Below are 19,822 nucleotides of genomic sequence, written 5' to 3'. Positions count from 1 at the left end.
GGCTGTCGCCGGCCGCGGCGATTACGCCATGCCGTGGCACTGGCATGATTGCCTGATGTTCATCCTGCCGAGCCGCGGGACGATCGAGCTGAAGCACGAAGCCGGACGCGAAGGCAGCTGGCTGTCGCAGGACCGGTTCGCGATCGTTCCGCCGAACCAGGCACATGAGACGCGCGCGGGGATCGGCGCACACAGCCACGTCGCCATCTACGCAACTGGCTCGGTCCTGGAGCGCCTCGAAAGAGAGAACGGCTCGCTGAGCGAATTCCGCAGACGAACCACCACGACCCGGCTGTTTCGCCGGTCAGACAGACTGCGCGCCCTGCAGGCGCTGCTGGTCGGGGATGGCAGGCACGCCTATGGCAATGCCCATGTCCGGCACGGACTGTCCTCTGCCCTGCTCGTTCAGTGCATCGCCGAGGCTCTGACCGGTGATGCCGTATCCAGCGCCTCGCATCGCGAACACGGCATGACATTGGTCGCGGAGCTGAGGGACTATCTCACCCTTCATGCCGACCGGGATGTTCCGCTCGACGCCCTGGAAGAACGGTTCGGCGTTTCGCGGCGTCACATCACCCGACTGTTCCGCGCGGGGACCGGCGCGTCGATCGGCGAATTCCAGCAACGGATCCGCCTCGATAATGCAAGCGAGCTGTTGAAGGCAACCGATCTCCCGATCGGCGAGATCGCGCTCCGTGTCGGCTTCGACAGCGGTGCGGCGCTCGCCCATGCGATGCGCCGGGCAGACGGCCAATCGCCAAGCGAAATCCGCAAGCGCATGGCCCGGCAGATCAAAATCTAGGGCCCGCTGGAACGCGCGTCGCAGCAACACCCCCCGTAGCTTCGCACCGGTGAATTCCGTGCAGCGCTGGCTGACGTGCAGTGCGAACGCGCGAGGCTGCTAGAGGGTGCAAACATGATGACGACATCTCCCGAACCGCAGGTTCGATTTGTCAGTGTCTTTGCGGCAGGACCGCAGGGCGGCAATCCCGCCCCGATCGTGGTCGACGCTGCCGGCATGAGTGATGCAGAGATGCAGCAGGTGGCGCGCGCCTACGGGCACGAGAGCGGGTTTGTATTGCCGCCGCCGCCGGGCTCCAACTGCGATTTCGAGTTTCGCTTCTGGGTGCCCAATCATGAGATGTCCATGTGCGGACACGCCACCGTCGGCGCGACGTGGCTGATTCAACGGCTCGGCCGGCTGCAGCGCGATCGGATCACGATCCTGACGAAGAGTGGCCGCGTCCATGCGCGGATCGGCCAATCAGACGAACAGGATATTTCGGTCGAGGTCTCACAGCCTGCGGGTGTTATCGAGCCGCTTCCCGATACGCCCCGAAGCGTCGATGACATTCTCGACGTCCTCGGGATCGGTGCCGACTGCCTCGCGCCCTTCCCGATCCAGAATGCACGCACCAGCCGGATCAAGACCCTCATTCCGTTGAAGAGTGTGTCCATCCTTGATGACCTGAAGCCTGACTTCTCGAGGATGGAGCGCCTGTGCAATGGCATCGACTCCACCGGTCTCTATCCCTATGCCGTGTCCGACCGGGACGCTCAGATCATTGACGCACGGCAGTTTCCGAGCTCTTCGGGCTACCCGGAAGATGCGGCAACAGGCATTGCAGCCTCCGCCTTGTCCTTCGGTCTCCTCGCGAACCGGATGGTGGATGCGTCGGAGCGCCAGATCACCATTCGCCAGGGACGCGCCATGAATCGCCCCTCCGCAATCAAGGTGCGCTTCAGCTTCGATGACGGCGATCTCAACGGCTGCTGGCTCGGCGGCGCCGTTCAGCCGACCGAATGCGAGAAGATTGCGTCATGACGGGCAAAGGACAGCCCTCGGCGTTCGAAGCCGACTATGGCTTTGCGCGAAGCGACGTTCGTCTCGATAACTGGCGGCAGGCGCCCTGGAATGTCTGGGCATTCCGTCACGTGTCCGAACTCATTCCGACGGCACGCATCGCAGCGACGCCGGGACTGATCGAGGATCCGTCCGTCGACGCCGGAGATCTCATCAAGCAGGCTTTTTCCACCGATGGAGAAACCGCGACGATCGAAGACGTTCTACGCAGCACTTCGACCGATGCCCTCATCGTGATGAAATCCGGCCGTGTCGTTGCAGATTACCATGCGCCGAATTTCACGGCGCAATCGCGGCACATTCTGTTCTCCGCGAGCAAGTCGGTGACATCGATCGTCGCGGGAATTTTATACAGCGACGGCCTGATCGATTTTGACGAGACGGTCTCGCACTACGTTCCGGAACTCAAATCCTCCGCCTATTCGGACGCGAGCCTGCGCGATGTCCTCGACATGCGGGTGAGCCTGGATTTCGAGGAAACCTATCAGGATCCGCGCGGTGATTTCGCGAGGTATCGTCGCGCCGGCCTGCTCGAACCCTCCAAGGCCGGAGACACCCCTGACTCTCTCATCGCCTTCCTCGCTACGCTGCAAAAGGGCGCCGGCGATCACGGAGGTCCCTTTCACTACTGCTCACCGAATTCCGACGTGCTGGGTCTGGTGATCGAGCGCGCCTCGGGCCAGCGTTTCGCCGATTTTGCCGCTGCGCGTTTGTGGCAGCCGCTCGGCGCGCGGCAGGATGCCTATATTACGGTCGATGCGATCGGCAGCGCCCGGACCGGCGGCGGTTTCTGCATGACACCGCGCGACCTCGCCCGCACCGGCGAGATGATGCGACTGGGCGGCGTCGCCAACGGCCGCCGGATCGTCTCGCAGGATTGGGTATCGGATACGATCACGAACGGCTCCGCCGGGGCCTGGCGCGCGGGCAAGTTCGTCGAATGGCTGCCAGAAGGCCGCTATCGCAACAAATGGTACCAGACCGGCAACGAAAGCAGCGCCTTCTTCGCGCTCGGCATTCACGGGCAATATCTCTATGTGAATCCGCGCGCCGAAATGGTCGTCGCAAAATTCTCGTCGCAACCGGAGCCAGTGGACAACAACCTGAAACGGCTCAACCTCGCACTGTTCGATACGCTTGCGAGATTGTGCTGATGAAGCCGCTGCCGATTGCGGCTGACAGAGGACTGCCCCGCGCCTAGCTGTCGTCCGAGCGCACGGACGAAGGATGCCGGCACAAGGGTGTCACGCTGACGCGCATGAAGGGGAAGAGCGGCAATGTCGACAGAATGTCGTGCAGCGCCTCATTGCTCGCCACATCGAAGATGCTGACATTGGCGTAACGTCCGGCAACCCGCCAGAGATGGCGCCACTCGCCCGTCTTTTGCAGTTCCTGCGCGCGCTCACGCTCGGTCTTTTTCAGTTGCTCGACCACATCGGGAGCGATCCCGGGCGGGATCTGCACGTCCATTTCCACCTGAAAAAGCATCGATCAAACTCCTGTGGTTGTGCCAGCCGGTTGAATGCGCGGCGCGTAACCATCGCGGCGGAAGAATGCGACGCGGTCCATGTCCAGTTCGACCCCGATGCCGGGCGCCGTCGGCACCTGCAACACGAAGTCGCCGTAACGCAGGGGCGTCGCGAGAATCTCCTCGGTCAGAAGCAGTGGGCCGAACAGTTCGGTGCCCCATGCGAGTTTTGGCAGCACGGAGAACACCTGGGCCGACGCCGCGGTGCCGACACCGCCTTCCAGCATGGTGCCGCCATACAGGCCGATGCCTGCAGCATCGCCGATCGCAGCCATCTTCACCGCATCGTACAGACCACCGGCCTGATTGATCTTCAGGGCGAACACGTCCGCGGCACCGCGCGCCGCGATGTCGAAGGCATCCGTCGTGCCGTGCAGCGCCTCATCGGCCATGATGGGCACGGCGAAGCGACCGCTGAGCCGGGCCTGTGCCCCGCGATTGTCACGCGACAAAGGCTGCTCGATGAGGTCCACGCCGGCCGCCTCCAAGGCGGGAATGCCACGCCGTGCCTCGGGCTCGCTCCAGGCCTGGTTCACGTCGACCCGCACGCTGGCGCGATCTCCGAGGGCGCGCTTGATGGCCGCCACATGCGCCACGTCATCGTCCACCGACCGCAGGCCGATCTTCAGCTTGAAAATATTGTGGCGGCGCGCATCGAGCATCTGCTCGGCTTCCGCGATGTCGCGCGTGGTATCGCCGGTGGCCAGTGTCCAGGCCACCGGCAAGGTGTCGTGCTGGCGCCCGCCCAGCAGCTCCGACACCGGCAGGCCCAGGCGCTTGCCGAGCGCGTCCAGCAGCGCGGTCTCGACCGCGCATTTGGCGAAGCGGTTGCCTTTGACGCGCCGTTTCACGTCGGCCATGAGCGCGGCGACGCGTGAGGCATCCATGCCGATGATGGCCGGAGCGATATAGGTGTCGACAGTCAGCTTGATGCCCTCGGGGCTCTCCTCGCCGTAGCTGAGGCCGCCGATGGTCGTGCCCTCGCCGATTCCGACCGTTCCGTCGGAGCAGCGGATGATGACCAGAACCAGGGTCTGGCTGTTCATCGTATGCATCGACAATCGATGGGGGCGGATTGTCGGCACATCGACCAGGATGGTCTCGACCTGGTTGACGCGGACTGCCACGCTGGTGCTCATGAGGGGCATCTTCCTGTTGTCCATGGATGGGGCCTTGAACAGATCGCCGCTACCTTCCCGGCGACCCGTCGCTTTGCCATCTGCCGCTGCGCTACTTCTTGATGAGCGGGCAGCGTGACGCCGATAGCGGCTGGAACGCGTCGTCGCCGGACACGGTCGCGAGCAGCTTGTAGTCGTCCCAGCGCGCTTTCGATTCCGACGGCTTCTTCACTTCGAACAGATACATGTCGTGCACCATGCGGCCGTCCTCGCGGATCCGGCCGTTCTTCGCGAACATGTCGTTGATCGGCGTGTCCTTCATGACCTTCATCACGGCCGCTGAATCGGTGGTACCTGCCTTCTTCACCGCGTTCAGGTAGGTCGTGACGGAGGAATAGACACCCGCCTGCGCCGACGTCGGCGCGCGCTTGGTCCGCTCCATGAAGCGCTTAGCGAATGCGCGCGTTTCGTCGTTGAGATCCCAATAGAACGCCTCGGCCAGCAACAGGCCCTGCGCGGTCTCAAGTCCAACGCTGTCGATGTCGGAAATGAAGGCCAGCAAGGGCGACAGCTTCTGCCCGGACTGGGTCAGGCCGAACTCGGCGGCCTGCTTGATCGCATTGATGGTATCGCCGCCCGCATTGGCGAGGCCGATCACGCTGGCCTTGGTGCTCTGCGCCTGGAGCAAAAACGACGAGAAATCCGAGGTGTTGATCGGGTGCTTCACACTGCCGACAACCTTGCCGCCCGCCTTGGTGACGATGTTCGAGGTGTCGCGCTCCAGCTCCTGGCCGAATGCGTAGTCGGCCGTGAGGAAGAACCAGCTATTGAGGCCGCGCTTCACCGTGGCGAGGCCGGTGACGCTGGCCAGCGCGTAGGTGTCATAGGTGTAGTGGACGATGTAGGGACCGCACGCCTCGTTGGTCAGCCTGACCGCGCCGGGACCATTGAACATGATGATCTTGCCGCGCGTCCTGGCCATTTCCGCCGCAGCCAGCGCCGTGGCAGAGCCAGCCACGTCGACGATCGCCTCGACATTCTGGTTGTCGAACATTTCACGGGTGAAATTCGCGGCCAGGTCGGATTTGTTGAGATGGTCGGCGACCACGATCTGGACCTTGCGCCCGAGAACCTCACCGCCGAAATCCTCAACGGCCATCTTGGCTGCGGTCTCGCTGCCCGGCCCCGTAATGTCGGCAAAGAGGCCGGACATATCGAGGACGGCCCCCAGTTTCAGCGGCGCGGTGTTCTGCGCCATGGCGGCCGAAGTGGTGACGAGCATGACGGATGCCGTCAGGCCTGAAAGTAGCTTCTTCACATCATTCTCCATCAGCGCTCTCATCCTGAGCGCGCGTCTCTTGCTTGATATTCGTCAGCGATTGATCGCCGTATGTGTCAGGCGTCTGTCGTCACTGGCTGCCGCGAATGCCTGCCGTCTCGACGATCTGCTTCCACTTGGCGCTTTCCTGCGCCAGATGCGCAGCAAGTTCCTGGGGCGACGACGCGATGACGCGCCCGCTGACATCGGCGAAACGCTTCTGCACATCCGGATCCGCCAGAACCTTGCGGATATCGCCGCTGATGCGCTCCGCCAGCGCCGGCGGCATCTGGCCCGGACCAAAAATGGCCCACCAGTTGGCGAGCTCGAAGCCCGGCAGCCCGGATTCGCTGATCGTCGGCACGTCATGCAGTGCGGCGATGCGCTCCCTCGTGGTGACGGCAATGGCGCGGAGGCTGCCGCCCTGCACCTGCGGAAGCGCCGTCGAGGCGTTGTCGAACATCAGGTCGATCCGGCCGGCCATCAGATCTGTCAGGGCCGGCGACGAGCCACGATAGGGAACGTGGGTCATCTCGACATTGGCCTTTTGCCGGAACACTTCCGCCGCCAGATGCAGAGAAGAACCGACGCCGGCAGAGCCATAGGTGGCGCCGCCCGATGCCGCCTTTTCTTTCGCAAAGGCGATCAGATCCTTGATGTTCTTGATCGGCGATGAGGGCGGCACAAGCACCACGTTCGGCGTTTCGAGCGCCAGCGTCAGCGGTGTCAGATCCTTCACAGGATCGTAGGGCATCGACTTGAAAAGCCAGGGATTGACGGCCACGGCGATCGACGCAAGCACCAGCGTGTAACCATCGGGCGCGCTCTTGGCGGCAGCGTTGATGCCGATATTCGATCCGGCCCCGCCCCTGTTTTCGACGACGACCTGCTGGCCCCAGGTCTGGCTCAGCTTTTCCGCGATCGTGCGGCCGATGATGTCGGCGGCACCGCCGGCGGCGAAGGGAACGATCAACTGGACCGGCTTGGTCGGATAGTCCTGCGCCGTCGCACGGTTTGCGCCCACGGCGATACAGCAAGCCGCCACCGCGGCGTGGGTCGCGCGGGCAAGTAAGGTGCGTCGTGACAGCATGAAAGAGCCTCCCAGTCGGTTCTTATGTTTCGACGGCCGCACAAAAGCGTGCCGGCCAGGTCCGATATTGACAAACACTGGCACGGGATGCGTGATAGGCCAACACAGTCAAAACTATAGATGCGATAGAAGATTGTAATTGGCTATGGATCCCAGACGTCTCGGCTATTTTCTGGCAATCGCGACCCACAAGCGCATGGCGAAGGCTGCGGAAGCCCTCGGCGTCGCCCAGCCAACGCTGTCGCAGCAGATCCGCGCCCTCGAACAGGACCTCGGCACCGTTCTGTTCAACCGGACGCCCCAGGGCATGCAACTGACCGAGACAGGACATGCACTGCGCGAACACGCACAACGTCTGATGGTTCAGACCGAAGCGGCGCGCACGGCAATCGCCGAGCTGGAGGGCGGCATGGCCGGCACGCTTCGTGTCGGCGTCATCTACACCTACAGCACGACATTCCTGCCGAAGATCATCGGCAGCTTCGGCGAAAAATACCCTGACGTTCGGCTCAGCGTGGAGGTCGGCTCCGCAAACGATGTCGAGCGACGCATCCTATCCGGGGACCTTGATCTCGCGATTGCTTTCGCGCCGCCGCAGCACGCGGAATTGGGCGTCGACCTGTTGTTCGAGGAACGGCTCGTCCTGGTGCTTGCGAAGTCACAAAGTCAATCACGGCAACAGTCGATCACGCTGCCTGAACTCGCCCGCCGCCCGTTGGCACTTTTGACCCCCGCCTTTGCGACCCGCCGCATTCTCGACCAGTCACTGCCGCCCGATATACAGCTCGACGTGCGCGTCGAGATGAACTCGGTCGAGGCCTTGATCGAACTCGCGAAATCGGGAGGGCTGCCGACGGTTCTTGCCGACCGAAGCCTGAACGCCCGAAAGGACCTCGCGATCATTCCGATCGGGCCTCCGTGGATACGCCGTTCCGGTGCCTTGCTGTGGGATGCCCACCGCTACCAGACAGCGGCCGCGCGCGCTTTCATGGCGATCGCCCGCAAGACGACCAAAAGCGCACAGACCACGCGCGCGTCATAGCGCACAATGGTGGACATCAGCATGGCGCGAGGAGCACTGGCTGATGGTCCCGCGCGCGTCGATGCGATCAGACCGCTCAGCGTCCCAGGCGAGCAATGGCCTGGCGCGACCTACCACCAGCCGGTTTGCGGCTGGCGCTGATACGGCGCGACCCTGCGGCGAGCCTGCACGGGCGCGGGGTCCGCATTCCAGCGCTGGAAGAACGAGCCAAAGCCGTCGCCATCCGCATCGTCGCTGCTCGCCATGAGATCGGCAGGCGGCGTCGGCTTGCGCGTGATGAAGCCACCTTGCGGCTGGTTGCTGAGCACCACGACGAATTCGGTGCGATAGTTGGTTTCGCTGCTCAGCGGCTCGTCGGAAATCACGATCGACGATCGCGGCAGCGCAGTCGCGGCGATCCGGTCGAGCACTTCCTGCGGAATGGTGATGCGGTCGAGGGCTGCCTTCGCGCTATCGCCTTCATCGATCGAGACGGCGCTCCAGCGCAGGCCTGCATCGTTCCGCGCCATTGCCGTAAACACATGCGTGCCGATCGGCTTGCCGGGGTCGCGGATGGTGATGGGAACTTCGATGCTTGAATCGAACACTTCGCCGCCGCCGTCCGGCGCCGGCTTATGCGTATTGCGCCGAACGTAAAGCATCTGCGTCTCGCGGCTGATATAGATCGAGACCGGCTCGAGCGCGAGTTTCGCATCGCTAGCTGCCTTGGCGGTGGCGACCTTTTTGGTCTCGGCCGCCTTGGCGGCTTCCTTTGCGGCGGCGGCAGCATCGAGCTTCGACGCCGTATCGGACTTTGCGGTTTCGAATTGCGCCCCAAGCTCCGCGGCCTTGGCGGCGGCCTTCTGCTTCGCGTCCTCAGCCCGCGCCTTGGCCTCATCGGTCTTTGCCGCAACGACGGCCTTGTCGGCGGATGCAAGCTCGCCATCGGCGCGTGCTTTCAGCGATTGCAGCTTGCGCAGGGCTGCAGGCAGCGGCTTCGCCTCGCGCGCCGAAGTCGCTGCGAGTTTCTTCGTCGCGTCCGCGGCAGCAGCGGCCTCCGCAGCCTCGCGGGCGAGCACCTCGACACGGCCCGGAGCAGCGGCGATGGCTTCCGCTTTCGGCATCAGAAGCGCCGGATGGGAGAACTCGACGGGCGCCGCGTCATTCGGCGAGATGATCACCCGCATCCCGATCCGCGTCTTGTCGAACAACCTGTCCGCGAAGCCGTAGGGCATCCGCACGCAGCCGTGCGATGCGGCATAGCCGGGCAGCGGGCCGCCATGCAGTGCGACGCCGTTCCATGTGATCCGCTGCATGTTCGGCATGGCAGCATCGTCATACATGTTGGAGCGATGGTCCTTGTTCTTCTCGAGAACGGCAAAGACGCCTGCCGGCGTCTCGCGACCGGACACCCCGGTCGAGACCGGTGCGCGCGTGATCCATCCATCGGCGTCGTAGAATGTGACCTGCTGGCTCTTGATCGACACGATCGCCATCATCGGCTCGCCTGCTTCGCGCGTGGCGGTCGCCTCGACGACGCGGGCGGGACGCGCCTGCTTTGCGGCGGCTCCGGCCGCCGGAGCGGCCACCGCAACCATTGCTGCCAACACCACGACGGGAGATATCCAGTGCCGCATCCCGACGTTGGGTTGCGCCGTCGCCAATCGATTTGCCATTCAGTGCCCCGGTCAAATGCCTTCCGATCGCGAATCGTACGGGCGTTTGATTGCGATTGTATCAATTCGCCGCCGCTTCGCTTGCCCGATGTCTCGTTGACGCGGCGAGCGCGGCGAAAGTTCATTCGTAGCCGACAAACGGCGCCGGACAAAGGTGGCTCACTGCCACACCCGGCACGTGGTCGACTGCGAAATCTGGACAAAACGGCGGTTGGGGCCGGAGTTCAAAATGAGCCCAGTGCGGAGCCCATGGCAATCACGGCGGCAAGAGCGACAACCGAGCTCACGATGCCGACCATCACAATATCGAGATAACTTTGGCGATGCGTCAGGCCGCAGATCGCGAGCAGGCTGACGACCGCACCATTGTGAGGGAGAATATCCAGGGTGCCGGAGCCGATCACAGCTACGCGGTGCAGCAACCCGGGATCGATCCCTTCCCGCGTGGCAACGTCCATATAGGTCTGACCGAGTGCATCAAGCGCGATTGTCAGTCCGCCGGATGCCGAACCTGTCAACGCGGCGAGCAGGTTCGTGGAAACGGCCAACGACACCAGCGGGCCACCTTTAATGCCCAGCGCCCAGTCCCGCACCATGTCAAATGCAGGCAGCGCTGCGATGACAGCGCCAAAGCCAACGAGGCTCGCGACAGTCAGCGCTGGCAGCACGGATGCATTGGCCCCCGCATCCATCGTCTGTCGTAGCGCAGGCAATCGCGTCCAGTTGCAGATGACGACTGTCGCGGTCGCTCCTGCGAGCGCGACGACAACGGACCACACGCCGGCAACGGCAGATAGAGACGTGCTGCCCCAGCGCTGCTCGGCCAGGAAGGAGACATCAAGCCGGGGAAGGACAAGGAGCGACATCACGAGATTGACGACGACAACGACAACCAGGGGAAGAACGGCATTGACGACAGGCACTTCCGCTTTGCTGCGATGCCCGTGGGATATTTCGGCCGGGTCGAATTCGCGCGCCGTCGTAGCACGCCCGCGCAAGCGCTCGTCATCGGCAGCGGCGTTGGTCGCGATCGACAATTCTTCGCCATAACCCTCATTCGCTTGTCGTGCCGCCTTCTCGGCGCGAAGCAACCACCACAGTCCAATACCCAGCATGATCAATGACGCGATCATGCCGAGGCCTGGCGCAGCGAAGGGCGTGGTGCCAAAGAAGGGCATAGGTATCGCATTCTGAATCGATGGTGTGCCCGGCAAGGCTGACATGGTGAAAGTGGACGTTCCGAGAATGACCGTCGCTGGCACGAGGCGGCGCGGAATCTCCGCCGCGCGAAAGAGCGACTGGGCCATCGGAACGATCACAAAAAATGCGACGAAAAGGCTGACGCCTCCATAGGTGACCAGTGCCCCCGAGAGCACAACGGCGAGGATGACCCGGCGCTCGCCAAGGCGGCGGGTGATGAAGTTCGCGACCGCAGTGACCGCGCCGCTGTCGTCCATCAGTTTCCCGAATACGGCGCCGAGCAGAAAGATGGGAAAGAACTGAGCGAGAAACTGGGCTGCGCTGCCCATGAAGATCTGCGTCCAATTGGCAAGCAATGGCTCTCTGCCAAAAGCCGACGCAACCAGTGCGGAGAGCGGAGCAAGCAGCAGAACACTCCACCCCCGGAAAGCCAGCCAGATGAGAAGACCAAGCCCGACGAGAATGCCGAGAAGCCCCATGCGTCAGCACTCCGCCAACAGGATGTCGAGATCGGCCGTCGAACGCTCGCCAAGATCGGCGCCATGCGCGTCGAGAAAGTCACCGGCCGCTTGCCGCCCCTCGTCGCGCAGCTTGGATAGGAAGGCCCATTCGGCGTTGAGCTTGGATGACGCAGCGAAAGTCGCGAGCAGATCGCTCTTGATCCGGTGCGTCTTCATTTGAGCCCAGCGGGCGCCCTCCCCGGTGCCGGGATCCGCCACCTGACGAAGCAGCGCGATCATCCGCAGCTCCTTTGCCAGCGGCGAGTTGAATGAAATTTCATTGAGACGGTTGAGAATGTCCGCAGCCGTGCGCGGCTCCTCCAGTCGCTCGGTCGGATTGATTTGCACGACGATCGTGTCCTGCGCGTCTGTCTCCCGAACAAGCGGCGTGATCGTGGGGTTGCCTGCATAGCCCCCGTCCCAATAGGCTTCGCCTTCAATCTCGATCGCGCGGAACATCGTTGGCAGGCATGCCGACGCAAGCAGCACATCCGCGGTGATCTCGGCGTTACGGAAAATTCGCCCGCGACCTGTTCGTACCCGCGTGGCCGTTACGAAGAGTTTGATCGGCGCACCGGCGAGACGCTCGAAATCGATGCTCTCGGCCAGTATCTCGCGCAACGGATTGTAACCGAGCGGATTGAGATCATAAGGCGACAGGACTCGCGACATCAGATCGGCGAAGAGATAGGCCGGAGAAGTGTCGAGCGACCAGCGTCCCATGAGGCGGTCGAGGGGGGAGCGTTGAAACGGACTGAAGGCCGCGGCACGCGAGACGCGCCGCCAGTATTTGTCCAGAGCCTCGCGTGCTCCGTCGGCACCTCCGGCAGTCCAACCGTCCGCCAGAACGGCAGCATTCATCGCTCCTGCCGATGTTCCGGATATGCCGGCAATTTGCAACCACGGCTCCTCAAGCAGCCGATCGAGGACACCCCACGTGAATGCGCCATGCGAGCCTCCGCCCTGGAGCGCCAAATCCACGAGTACCTGCCTTCGGTTCATCATGCAGCTTCTCCAACTGCCGAGAGACACGCTGGTAGCCAACCGTCGAGCACTTCAGAAACCACGCACCGAATAGGCGTGGCCATCATAGACTTGGAAAGTCTGCTTCAGGTCGCTTTCGACCGAGCCCTGCGACCTCTGCGTGCTATTTGATGCCCACCTCGCTCCAAAAGCAACCGGCCGGGGCCTGGCCGGAAACATCGCGCTGGATCCGACAATCGCACGCGGCGACCTGCAGAGGGACTTTAGTAAATATCAGGGGAAAATATCAGGCCATCGCCCCGTAATGAGACAATGGGCGGTGCCAAAATGTGAAGGCGCGACAATGAAGCGCCTTCGGACATCGGACGACTACGGCGTCAGGAGCTTGTTGTATTTCGCCACATCGCGCGTCACCAGCTGCTGCAGCACCTGCGGCGCATGCTCATCAGCATCGGGCGCCACAGTCGACAAATCGCGGAAACGCTTCTTCACAAGATCGCTTTCAACCGACGCCCGCGCCGCCGCGTTGAGTTTGGCGATGATCTCCGGCGGCGTGCCCTTCGGCGCGAACAGGCCATTCCAGCCCTGCGCCTCGAAGTCGGGCAGCCCCGCTTCCGCCGAGGTCGGCAGATCGGGCAGCGTCGCCAGCCGCACCGTGGAGCCGACCACGATGCCCTTCACCAGCTTGTCGTCGATGGCCTGCGAAACGGAGGCTGCGGAATCGCAGACGCCGTCGATCTGGCCACCGATGGCATCGGTGAGCGCGGGCGCCGCGCCGCGATAGCCGACCAGTGTGACGTCGATGCCGGCGGCCTGCACGAAGCTCTTGCAGATCAGGTAATTCGAGGAACCGATCCCGGCATGGCCGAGATTGACCTTGCCCGGATTGGCTTTGGCATAGGCGATGAAGCCCTTGAGATCACTCGCCGGGAAATCCTTGCGCAGCGCCACGACGCCGAAGGTCTTGGCCACCATGCCGATGGAGGCAAAGGAGTCCGGCGTGAAGGACAATTTCGGATAGATCGTGTAGGTCGCCGCGCTGGTGCCGGCATTGCCGATGGCGATGGTGTAGCCGTCGGGGGCAGACCGCGCCGCGCGGGCCAGCGCGGTGGAGCCGCCGGCGCCGACGACATTCTCGATGATGATGGTCTGGCCGAGCGGCACCGCCATCTGTTCGGCCACCGCGCGCGCGATGACGTCCGACGTGCCGCCGGCCGCGAAAGGCACGATCATCGTGATGGGGCGTTTGGGATAATCATCGGCAGATGCCGAGACGCTCGTAGCCAGCACGAGCGCAAGCGTTGCGGCGAGCTTCGACAGCCGCGCCACAGCAGCGATCACGCAGCGCGCTCCAGATGCTCGACAAGACCAGCAAACAGACCGCGGCCGTCGGTGCAGCCCATGATGTCTTCGACGTGATTTTCCGGATGCGGCATCATGCCGAGCACGTTGCCCTTCTCGCTGACGATGCCGGCAATCGATGCGGCGGCGCCATTGATATTGTGCAGATCGCCAACCTCGCCCGTCGGCGAGCAATAGCGATAGAGCACGCGGCCATCGCCTTCGAGGCGCTTCAGCGTTTCGGCATCGGCTGTGTAGTTGCCCTCGCCGTGGGCGATCGGCACGCGGATCACCTGACCGGCATTGTAGCCACGGGTAAACGCCGTGTCGGACCGTTCGACGCGCAGATGCACGTCGTGGCACAGGAATTTCAGTTTGGCATTGCGCATCAGGATGCCCGGCAGCAGGCCGGACTCGCACAGGATCTGGAAGCCGTTGCAGACGCCCATCACGAGGCCGCCGTCAGCCGCGAACGCCCGCACCGCATCCATCACCGGCGAGCGCGCCGCAATGGCGCCGCAGCGCAGATAGTCACCATAGGAGAAGCCGCCGGGGACGACGACGAGATCGGTGCCCTTGGGCAGCGCGGTCTCGGCGTGCCAGACCATCGTGGACTCCTGCCCCGATGCCAGCTTGAGCGCCCGCGCCATGTCGCGTTCGCGGTTGATTCCGGGGAAGACGAGAACGGCGGATTTCATAGCGATAACCTGGCTCAGAGCACTTCGACGCGATAGTTTTCGATCACCGTATTCGCCAGCAGCTTGTCGGCTGCGGCTTTCAGCGCTTCCTCGGCTTTCGCCTTGTCGGCGCCATTCAGTTCGATGTCGAACACCTTGCCCTGCCGCACAGAGGCAATGCCATCGACGCCGAGCGATTTCAGCGCGCCTTCGATGGCCTTGCCCTGCGGGTCAAGGATGCCGTTCTTCAGGGTAACAGTTACGCGGGCTTTCACGTCTTGATCCTCAGCTCTTGACCAGTACCGGGCCGGTGCCCATCGGGCGTTCGTTTTCGGAGAGAATGCCGAGACGCTTGGCGACCTCGGTATAGGCCTCCAGCACGCCGCCGAGATCCCTGCGGAAACGATCCTTGTCCAGCTTCTCGTTCGACTTGATATCCCACAGCCGGCATGAGTCGGGCGAGATCTCGTCGGCGACGATGATGCGCATCATGTCGTTTTCGAACAGGCGACCGCATTCCATCTTGAAATCGACGAGGCGGATGCCGATGCCCAGGAAGAGACCCGTGAGGAAGTCGTTGACGCGGATGGCAAGCGCCATGATGTCATCGATTTCCTGCGGGGTGGCCCAGCCGAAGGCCGTGATGTGCTCTTCCGAGACCATCGGGTCGTTGAGCTGGTCGTTCTTGTAATAGAACTCGATGATCGAGCGCGGCAGCTGGGTGCCTTCCTCGATGCCGAGGCGCTGCGACAGCGAGCCCGCCGCCACGTTACGCACCACCACTTCCAGCGGCACGATCTCGACTTCGCGAATCAGCTGCTCGCGCATGTTGAGTCGGCGGATGAAATGGGTCGGCACGCCGATGTCGTTCAGATGCTGGAACAGGTATTCCGAAATCCGGTTGTTGAGGACGCCCTTGCCCTCGATCACCTGGTGTTTCTTGGCATTGAACGCGGTCGCGTCGTCCTTGAAGTGCTGAATCAGGGTACCGGGCTCCGGGCCTTCATACAGGACCTTGCCCTTGCCTTCATAAATGCGACGTCGACGGCTCATGGGGATGTACCGGGTGTTGTTGAAATCCATGGATGTGGTGTGCTCCGAATAACGGGATCGACCCACGACGGAGCTGCCGTGAAGGCCAGGAACGGGAAGAAACAGAACGAGAACCGGGCCTGCAGGCAACCTACCCGATCGGCCCTGCCAGTACAATCGACCCGGCCCGCCCAGCGGGGGTTTACCCCAACCTCGCGCAAGCCTGGTCCGATAAGCCTCGCCCGATACCGTCTTGCCTGCGACCTTGCGGCCGATTGTTCCAACGGTATCTCGACCTTATTTAAGCTCCGAACCGGCGTTTACAACGTCGTCCTGACCGCCCAACAACCCCGACGGAAACTTTAACCATGTCATCATTCGACAAGCGCGGCGAAGCCTTCGAGAACAAGTATGCGCTCGATGAAAGCCAGAAGTTCAAGGCCGAGGCCCGCCGCAACAAGCTGCTGGGCCTGTGGGTCGCCGAGCAGCTCGGCAAGTCCGGCGACGAGGCCGCCGCCTATGCCAAGGAAGTCGTCGCAGCCGATTTCGAGGAAGCCGGCGACGGCGACGTGGTGCGCAAGGTGCTCGCCGATCTCACCGCCAAGGGCATCGCGATCACCGAGCCGCAGCTGCGCGTGAAGATGGATCAGCTGACCGCTGAGGCCGTCGCGCAGGTGAAGGCGGGGATCTGAGGTCAACAGCTTCGAGTTGCAGCGAGACATCTCGCTGCAACTCACGACGTTTCATAGAGAGCCGCGCATCACATGATGGCGCGGCTCTTGTCTTTTGAAACGTTCCAGACTCGCAGAGCCTGACTCAAGATTCCGAATTGCGATGTGCAAATTCTGAAACAGAGTCGCACAGCGTGCCGATGACGGCTCGCATGCGCGTGCTACAAATTGCTCAAAATGCACGTCGATTGTTCAATCGTGTCGCGGCTCACCTTGCGACTGCATCACCGAAGACACACAGGCTCGCCAATCTCGTCGCTTTAGAGCGATTCAACCTCCCATTCGAAGTTTTCATTCAAAGCTACTGCTAGATCGCCTGCGCATGTTTCTCAAACGCGAAGGCGACACAACGTGACGACGGACAACCATTGCAATCTCAACAGCAACGCACGCAGCATCTTCAAGTTGCGCCGCGCGTATTGGTTGATCGGCGCGACGTTCCTGCTCGGCGATTATGTCACCGGGGCCTCGATCGCCAATGCACAGACGAATACGACGCTGCCGCCGGTCACCGTCGAATCGCCAACACAGGCGCGCCGGCCCGCACGTGCTGCGAGCGCCACGCCGAGCCGGGCGCGAACTGTCGCCGCACGCCGCAATGCCACGCCCCCGCCCGCCCCGCCGACACCGACCGAGCGCGCGATCGCCGCAGCCGCCGCAAAATACGAACAGATCCTCGGCTATCGCGCGATGCCGAATGCGACGACGCTGCGCGGTGCCACGTCGGCACTCAATACATCGCAGACTGTCAACGTCGTGCCGGAGCAGGTGATCAAGGATCAGAGGCCGCGCAATCTGGACGACGCGCTGGTCAATATATCAGGCATTACCCAGACCAATACGCTCGCCGGCACCCAGGATGCCGTGATGCGCCGCGGCTTCGGCGACAACCGCGACGGCTCGATCATGCGCAACGGCATGCCGCTGGTGCAGGGCCGCGCACTCACCGCCGCCGTCGAAAGCGTCGAGGTCCTGAAGGGACCGGCCTCGCTGCTCTACGGCATCATCGATCCAGGCGGCATCGTCAACACCATCAGCAAGCGGCCTGAACTCTACCAGCACGGCGAAGTGACGCTGGAAGGCGCGACCTACGGCTCGCGCAGCGGCGGCAATGCAACGATCGATATCACCGGCCCGATTGGCAAGGACGGCCTCGCCTATCGCTTCATCAGCTATGGCATCAACGAGGATTACTGGCGCAATTTTGGCACCCGCAAGGAGACGCTCTACGCACCGTCGCTTGCCTGGTATGGTGAGAACACCACGGTGCAGTTCAATTACGAGCACCGCGATTTTTACTCGCCATTCGACCGCGGCACGGCGCTCGATACCCGCACAATGAAGCCGCTGGCGATCCCGGCGACTCGCCGCATCGATGAGCCCCTCAATAGCATGTGGGGAACCTCCGACCTCACCCAGATTTCGGTCGATCACAAGATCAACGAAAACTGGAAGATCTATGCGGGCTACAGCTACAACGTCGAGACCTACAACGCCGCGCAGCTCCGCAACACGGCCGTCAATCCGGTCACCGGCGTCGCGACGCGCAGCAATGATGGCACCTACGGCGCACTGACGAACGCCAGCTATGGAACAGCCTACGTCTCCGGTAGCTTCTGGCTCGGCGGCCTGAAGAACGATGTACTGTTCGGCGGCGATGCGCAGCATCGCGTGATCTACCGTAAGGATCTGGAGAGGCAAGCAGTCGGGACGTTCAACGTCTACAATCCAGTTTATGGCACGATGCTGCCCGGTACGACCATCGTGGCCGCGGATAGCGATCAGACTGACAAGCTCGATACCCAGGGCCTATTCTTCCAGGATACGCTGCACCTGACCAACCAGTTCTCGATTGTCGGCGGCGTGCGCTACATCGACTACGCGCAGATCGCTGGCAAAGGCCGGCCGTTCGATACCAACACCAACCTCAGCGGCAACAAGGTGCTGCCGCTCGGCGGCGTGATCTACAAGATCACCGACGAACTCTCGACCTATGTCAGCTATACCCAGTCGCTGAAGCCGACCTCGACCATCGCCAACTTCTCTTCCACGAATCCGGACTACGTCATTACGGGGGGCGTGCAGCCCGAAGAAGGCACGCAGTGGGAAACTGGCCTGAAATATGATAATAAGCGCATCTCCGGCACGCTCGCTTTCTACGATATCGAAAAGAAGAACGTCCTCGTCGCGCAGCTCAACAGCACCACCAATGTCACCGAAGCAACGGCGGCGGGCAAGGTCCGCTCGCGCGGTATCGAGCTCGATGTCACCGGTCGGCTGTCCGACAACTGGAGCATGATCGGCAGCTATGGCTACACCGATGCACGCGTTACCGAAGACCCGGTCTATTTCGGTAAGCAGTTGCAGAATGTCGCGATGAACACCGCGTCGCTGTACTTGGTCTACGACTTCGGAACGCTGCTGCCCGGCCGCCTGCGGGTCGGCGCCGGCGCGCATTATGCCGGCGACCGCCCGGGCGATGCGCTCAACACCTTCGTGCTGCCGTCCTACACCGTCGCCGATACGTTCGCGACCTACGAAACAAAGTATCAGAATCTGCCGGTGATCTATCAGTTCAACGTCAAGAACCTGTTCAACCAGGTCTACTATCCCTCGGCAGTAAGCGCTCCCAACATTGCGGTCGGCGACGCCCGTCGCTTCTCGCTGGCAGCGACGGTGAAGTTCTGACCATGTCAATGCCACGTCGCGCCAGTGCAGGACTGATTGCGCTGGCAGCGACGTGGCTGAGCTTCGGCTTGGCCACAAGCCGCGCCGAAGAGATCAACCTCTATTCGACGCGCGAGCCGCAACTCGCGGAGCCGGTCATCGCATCCTTCACGGCGGCAACCGGGATCACGGTCAAGCTCACTTATATCGAGGACAATCTCGTCACGCGCATGAAGGCCGAGGGCGACGCCTCCCCCGCCGACGTGCTGATGACCATCGGCCTCGACAAGACCTCGCAATTCGCCGCGAATGATCTGTCGCAACCGACCACCTCTGCCCTGCTCCACAAGGCAATCCCGCCGCAGCTGCGCGGCAGGGAATGGATCAGCCTGTCGGTGCGTCCGCGCGTGGTGATGGTACGGAATGACTCACCGCAAGGCGCGATCCGCTACGAGGATCTCGCCGATCCCCGCTTTCGCGGCCAGCTCTGCATCCGCTCGCCACTGCACCAGAACAATGTCGCGCTGATATCGGCCTATCTCGTGCATCACGGTGCCGATGCCACGGAGACGTGGCTCAAGGGTATCAAGGCCAATCTGGCGCATGCGCCGGAAGGCAAGGACAACGACGTCATCCGTCAGCTTGCCGAAGGCCGCTGCAGTATCGGCATCGCCAATACCGTGGCGCTGGCGCAATTGCGCGACGGCCGCGAAGGCGCGGAATGGACGGCCTGGGCCAACAAGGTGAAGACGGTGCCGACGACATTCGAGCGCGGCGGCACGCATGTGAACCTCACCGGCGCAGCGCTGGCGAAACACGCGCCGCATCGCGCGGCCGCGGTGAAGTTCCTGGAATTTCTGGTGACACCGGCCGCGCAGAAACTCTATGCCGCGGCTGAGCTGGAATATCCGGTGACGGCAGGTGCCGAGAGCGCACCGCTGGTGGCGGCGATGGGGGCGTTTCCGAGCGATACGCTTGATATCGATGCGATCGCTGCCAGCCAGAAGGCGGCGATTGCACTGATCAAGAAGGTTGGGTTTGAGAAGTAGGCGCGCATGATGCGCCACCTCCGCCC

Annotated in this window: 18 protein-coding genes; 7 read left to right on the top strand and 11 right to left on the bottom strand. The window is 62.7% G+C overall.

Translation table 11 applies throughout. The features are described 5' to 3' along the window. The first annotated feature begins 55 nt into the window (after positions 1 to 55). The 3 genes from AB8A23_RS15565 to AB8A23_RS15555 all read left to right on the top strand — a co-directional run bounded on the left by AB8A23_RS15565 (position 56) and on the right by AB8A23_RS15555 (position 3,018). Positions 56 to 802, top strand: coding sequence for a helix-turn-helix domain-containing protein (locus AB8A23_RS15565; RefSeq protein WP_439059098.1), 747 nt, complete (start codon positions 56 to 58; stop codon positions 800 to 802). Between the two features lie 114 nt (positions 803 to 916). Further along, a complete protein-coding gene (locus AB8A23_RS15560) occupies positions 917 to 1,825 on the top strand; it encodes a PhzF family phenazine biosynthesis protein (RefSeq protein ID WP_439059100.1) in 909 nt (302 codons plus the stop codon). Next, positions 1,822 to 3,018, top strand: a complete 1,197-nt coding sequence (locus AB8A23_RS15555) for a serine hydrolase domain-containing protein (RefSeq protein WP_439059101.1) — start codon at positions 1,822 to 1,824, stop codon at positions 3,016 to 3,018. Before AB8A23_RS15560 ends, AB8A23_RS15555 begins: the two co-directional genes overlap by 4 nt. Positions 3,019 to 3,061: 43 nt before the next feature. On the opposite strand, the gene catC is transcribed toward AB8A23_RS15555, so the two are convergent. The 4 genes from catC to AB8A23_RS15535 form a co-directional block, all read right to left on the bottom strand. After that, positions 3,062 to 3,352 (bottom strand): muconolactone Delta-isomerase, encoded by a 291-nt coding sequence (catC, locus tag AB8A23_RS15550; protein WP_115029691.1) that lies wholly within the window; start codon positions 3,350 to 3,352, stop codon positions 3,062 to 3,064. Between the two features lie 3 nt (positions 3,353 to 3,355). Next, positions 3,356 to 4,531, bottom strand: coding sequence for a muconate/chloromuconate family cycloisomerase (locus AB8A23_RS15545; RefSeq protein WP_439059103.1), 1,176 nt, complete (start codon positions 4,529 to 4,531; stop codon positions 3,356 to 3,358). Between the two features lie 91 nt (positions 4,532 to 4,622). Next, positions 4,623 to 5,828: an ABC transporter substrate-binding protein gene (locus tag AB8A23_RS15540; RefSeq protein ID WP_120292900.1), complete on the bottom strand. Its 1,206-nt coding sequence runs from the start codon at positions 5,826 to 5,828 to the stop codon at positions 4,623 to 4,625. A gap of 91 nt (positions 5,829 to 5,919) precedes the next feature. Then, a complete protein-coding gene (locus tag AB8A23_RS15535) occupies positions 5,920 to 6,918 on the bottom strand; it encodes a Bug family tripartite tricarboxylate transporter substrate binding protein (RefSeq protein WP_439059106.1) in 999 nt (332 codons plus the stop codon). 145 nt (positions 6,919 to 7,063) lie between these two features. Between AB8A23_RS15535 and AB8A23_RS15530 the strand changes: the two genes are divergently transcribed. Further along, positions 7,064 to 7,960 carry a LysR substrate-binding domain-containing protein gene (locus tag AB8A23_RS15530; protein ID WP_089265026.1) on the top strand — a complete coding sequence of 299 codons (897 nt, stop codon included), beginning with the start codon at positions 7,064 to 7,066 and terminating at the stop codon, positions 7,958 to 7,960. 110 nt (positions 7,961 to 8,070) lie between these two features. On the opposite strand, the gene AB8A23_RS15525 is transcribed toward AB8A23_RS15530, so the two are convergent. The 7 genes from AB8A23_RS15525 to purC all read right to left on the bottom strand — a co-directional run bounded on the left by AB8A23_RS15525 (position 8,071) and on the right by purC (position 15,370). Continuing rightward, positions 8,071 to 9,615: a L,D-transpeptidase gene (locus AB8A23_RS15525; protein ID WP_439059107.1), complete on the bottom strand. Its 1,545-nt coding sequence runs from the start codon at positions 9,613 to 9,615 to the stop codon at positions 8,071 to 8,073. A 224-nt stretch (positions 9,616 to 9,839) separates the two neighbouring features. Continuing rightward, on the bottom strand, positions 9,840 to 11,294 hold the full coding sequence (locus tag AB8A23_RS15520) for a GntP family permease (RefSeq protein WP_439059108.1): 1,455 nt from the start codon (positions 11,292 to 11,294) through the stop codon (positions 9,840 to 9,842). 3 nt (positions 11,295 to 11,297) lie between these two features. Beyond that, positions 11,298 to 12,317: a patatin-like phospholipase family protein gene (locus tag AB8A23_RS15515; protein ID WP_093757281.1), complete on the bottom strand. Its 1,020-nt coding sequence runs from the start codon at positions 12,315 to 12,317 to the stop codon at positions 11,298 to 11,300. A 351-nt stretch (positions 12,318 to 12,668) separates the two neighbouring features. Beyond that, the gene (locus AB8A23_RS15510; protein ID WP_439060519.1) at positions 12,669 to 13,628 is read right to left on the bottom strand and encodes a tripartite tricarboxylate transporter substrate-binding protein; all 960 of its coding nucleotides are present in this window, start codon (positions 13,626 to 13,628) and stop codon (positions 12,669 to 12,671) included. An 8-nt stretch (positions 13,629 to 13,636) separates the two neighbouring features. Further along, positions 13,637 to 14,338: a phosphoribosylformylglycinamidine synthase subunit PurQ gene (gene purQ, locus AB8A23_RS15505; protein ID WP_309948809.1), complete on the bottom strand. Its 702-nt coding sequence runs from the start codon at positions 14,336 to 14,338 to the stop codon at positions 13,637 to 13,639. Positions 14,339 to 14,352: 14 nt separating this feature from the next. Beyond that, on the bottom strand, positions 14,353 to 14,592 hold the full coding sequence (gene purS / locus AB8A23_RS15500) for a phosphoribosylformylglycinamidine synthase subunit PurS (RefSeq protein ID WP_089265033.1): 240 nt from the start codon (positions 14,590 to 14,592) through the stop codon (positions 14,353 to 14,355). A gap of 10 nt (positions 14,593 to 14,602) precedes the next feature. Then, positions 14,603 to 15,370: a phosphoribosylaminoimidazolesuccinocarboxamide synthase gene (purC, locus tag AB8A23_RS15495; protein WP_170849540.1), complete on the bottom strand. Its 768-nt coding sequence runs from the start codon at positions 15,368 to 15,370 to the stop codon at positions 14,603 to 14,605. Positions 15,371 to 15,717: 347 nt separating this feature from the next. Between purC and AB8A23_RS15490 the strand changes: the two genes are divergently transcribed. The 3 genes from AB8A23_RS15490 (at position 15,718) to AB8A23_RS15480 (ending at position 19,796) form a co-directional block, all read left to right on the top strand. After that, positions 15,718 to 16,041 (top strand): DUF1476 domain-containing protein, encoded by a 324-nt coding sequence (locus tag AB8A23_RS15490; RefSeq protein WP_089265035.1) that lies wholly within the window; start codon positions 15,718 to 15,720, stop codon positions 16,039 to 16,041. A 390-nt stretch (positions 16,042 to 16,431) separates the two neighbouring features. Next, positions 16,432 to 18,768: a TonB-dependent siderophore receptor gene (locus AB8A23_RS15485; protein ID WP_439059112.1), complete on the top strand. Its 2,337-nt coding sequence runs from the start codon at positions 16,432 to 16,434 to the stop codon at positions 18,766 to 18,768. Positions 18,769 to 18,770: 2 nt separating this feature from the next. Further along, positions 18,771 to 19,796, top strand: coding sequence for an extracellular solute-binding protein (locus AB8A23_RS15480; protein ID WP_439059113.1), 1,026 nt, complete (start codon positions 18,771 to 18,773; stop codon positions 19,794 to 19,796). Positions 19,797 to 19,822 lie beyond the last annotated feature (26 nt).

The organism is Tardiphaga sp. 619_E2_N8_4 (assembly GCF_051810905.1).
GTDB classification, from domain to species: domain Bacteria; phylum Pseudomonadota; class Alphaproteobacteria; order Rhizobiales; family Xanthobacteraceae; genus Tardiphaga; species Tardiphaga robiniae.
The sequence above is the reverse complement of the archived record's forward strand: the minus strand, read 5'-3'. Positions and strand labels throughout refer to the sequence as shown.

Excerpts from the sequence above, each read along its gene's own strand:
- AB8A23_RS15565 (WP_439059098.1), top strand. The coding sequence starts at position 56 with ATGTTCATCCTGCCGAGCCGCGGGACGATCGAGCTGAAGCACGAAGCC.
- AB8A23_RS15560 (WP_439059100.1), top strand. The coding sequence starts at position 917 with ATGATGACGACATCTCCCGAACCGCAGGTTCGATTTGTCAGTGTCTTT.
- AB8A23_RS15555 (WP_439059101.1), top strand. The coding sequence starts at position 1,822 with ATGACGGGCAAAGGACAGCCCTCGGCGTTCGAAGCCGACTATGGCTTT.
- catC (WP_115029691.1), bottom strand. The coding sequence starts at position 3,352 with ATGCTTTTTCAGGTGGAAATGGACGTGCAGATCCCGCCCGGGATCGCT.
- AB8A23_RS15545 (WP_439059103.1), bottom strand. The coding sequence starts at position 4,531 with ATGAGCACCAGCGTGGCAGTCCGCGTCAACCAGGTCGAGACCATCCTG.
- AB8A23_RS15535 (WP_439059106.1), bottom strand. The coding sequence starts at position 6,918 with ATGCTGTCACGACGCACCTTACTTGCCCGCGCGACCCACGCCGCGGTG.
- AB8A23_RS15530 (WP_089265026.1), top strand. The coding sequence starts at position 7,064 with ATGGATCCCAGACGTCTCGGCTATTTTCTGGCAATCGCGACCCACAAG.
- AB8A23_RS15525 (WP_439059107.1), bottom strand. The coding sequence starts at position 9,615 with ATGGCAAATCGATTGGCGACGGCGCAACCCAACGTCGGGATGCGGCAC.
- AB8A23_RS15520 (WP_439059108.1), bottom strand. The coding sequence starts at position 11,294 with ATGGGGCTTCTCGGCATTCTCGTCGGGCTTGGTCTTCTCATCTGGCTG.
- AB8A23_RS15515 (WP_093757281.1), bottom strand. The coding sequence starts at position 12,317 with ATGAACCGAAGGCAGGTACTCGTGGATTTGGCGCTCCAGGGCGGAGGC.
- purQ (WP_309948809.1), bottom strand. The coding sequence starts at position 14,338 with ATGAAATCCGCCGTTCTCGTCTTCCCCGGAATCAACCGCGAACGCGAC.
- purC (WP_170849540.1), bottom strand. The coding sequence starts at position 15,370 with ATGAGCCGTCGACGTCGCATTTATGAAGGCAAGGGCAAGGTCCTGTAT.
- AB8A23_RS15490 (WP_089265035.1), top strand. The coding sequence starts at position 15,718 with ATGTCATCATTCGACAAGCGCGGCGAAGCCTTCGAGAACAAGTATGCG.
- AB8A23_RS15480 (WP_439059113.1), top strand. The coding sequence starts at position 18,771 with ATGTCAATGCCACGTCGCGCCAGTGCAGGACTGATTGCGCTGGCAGCG.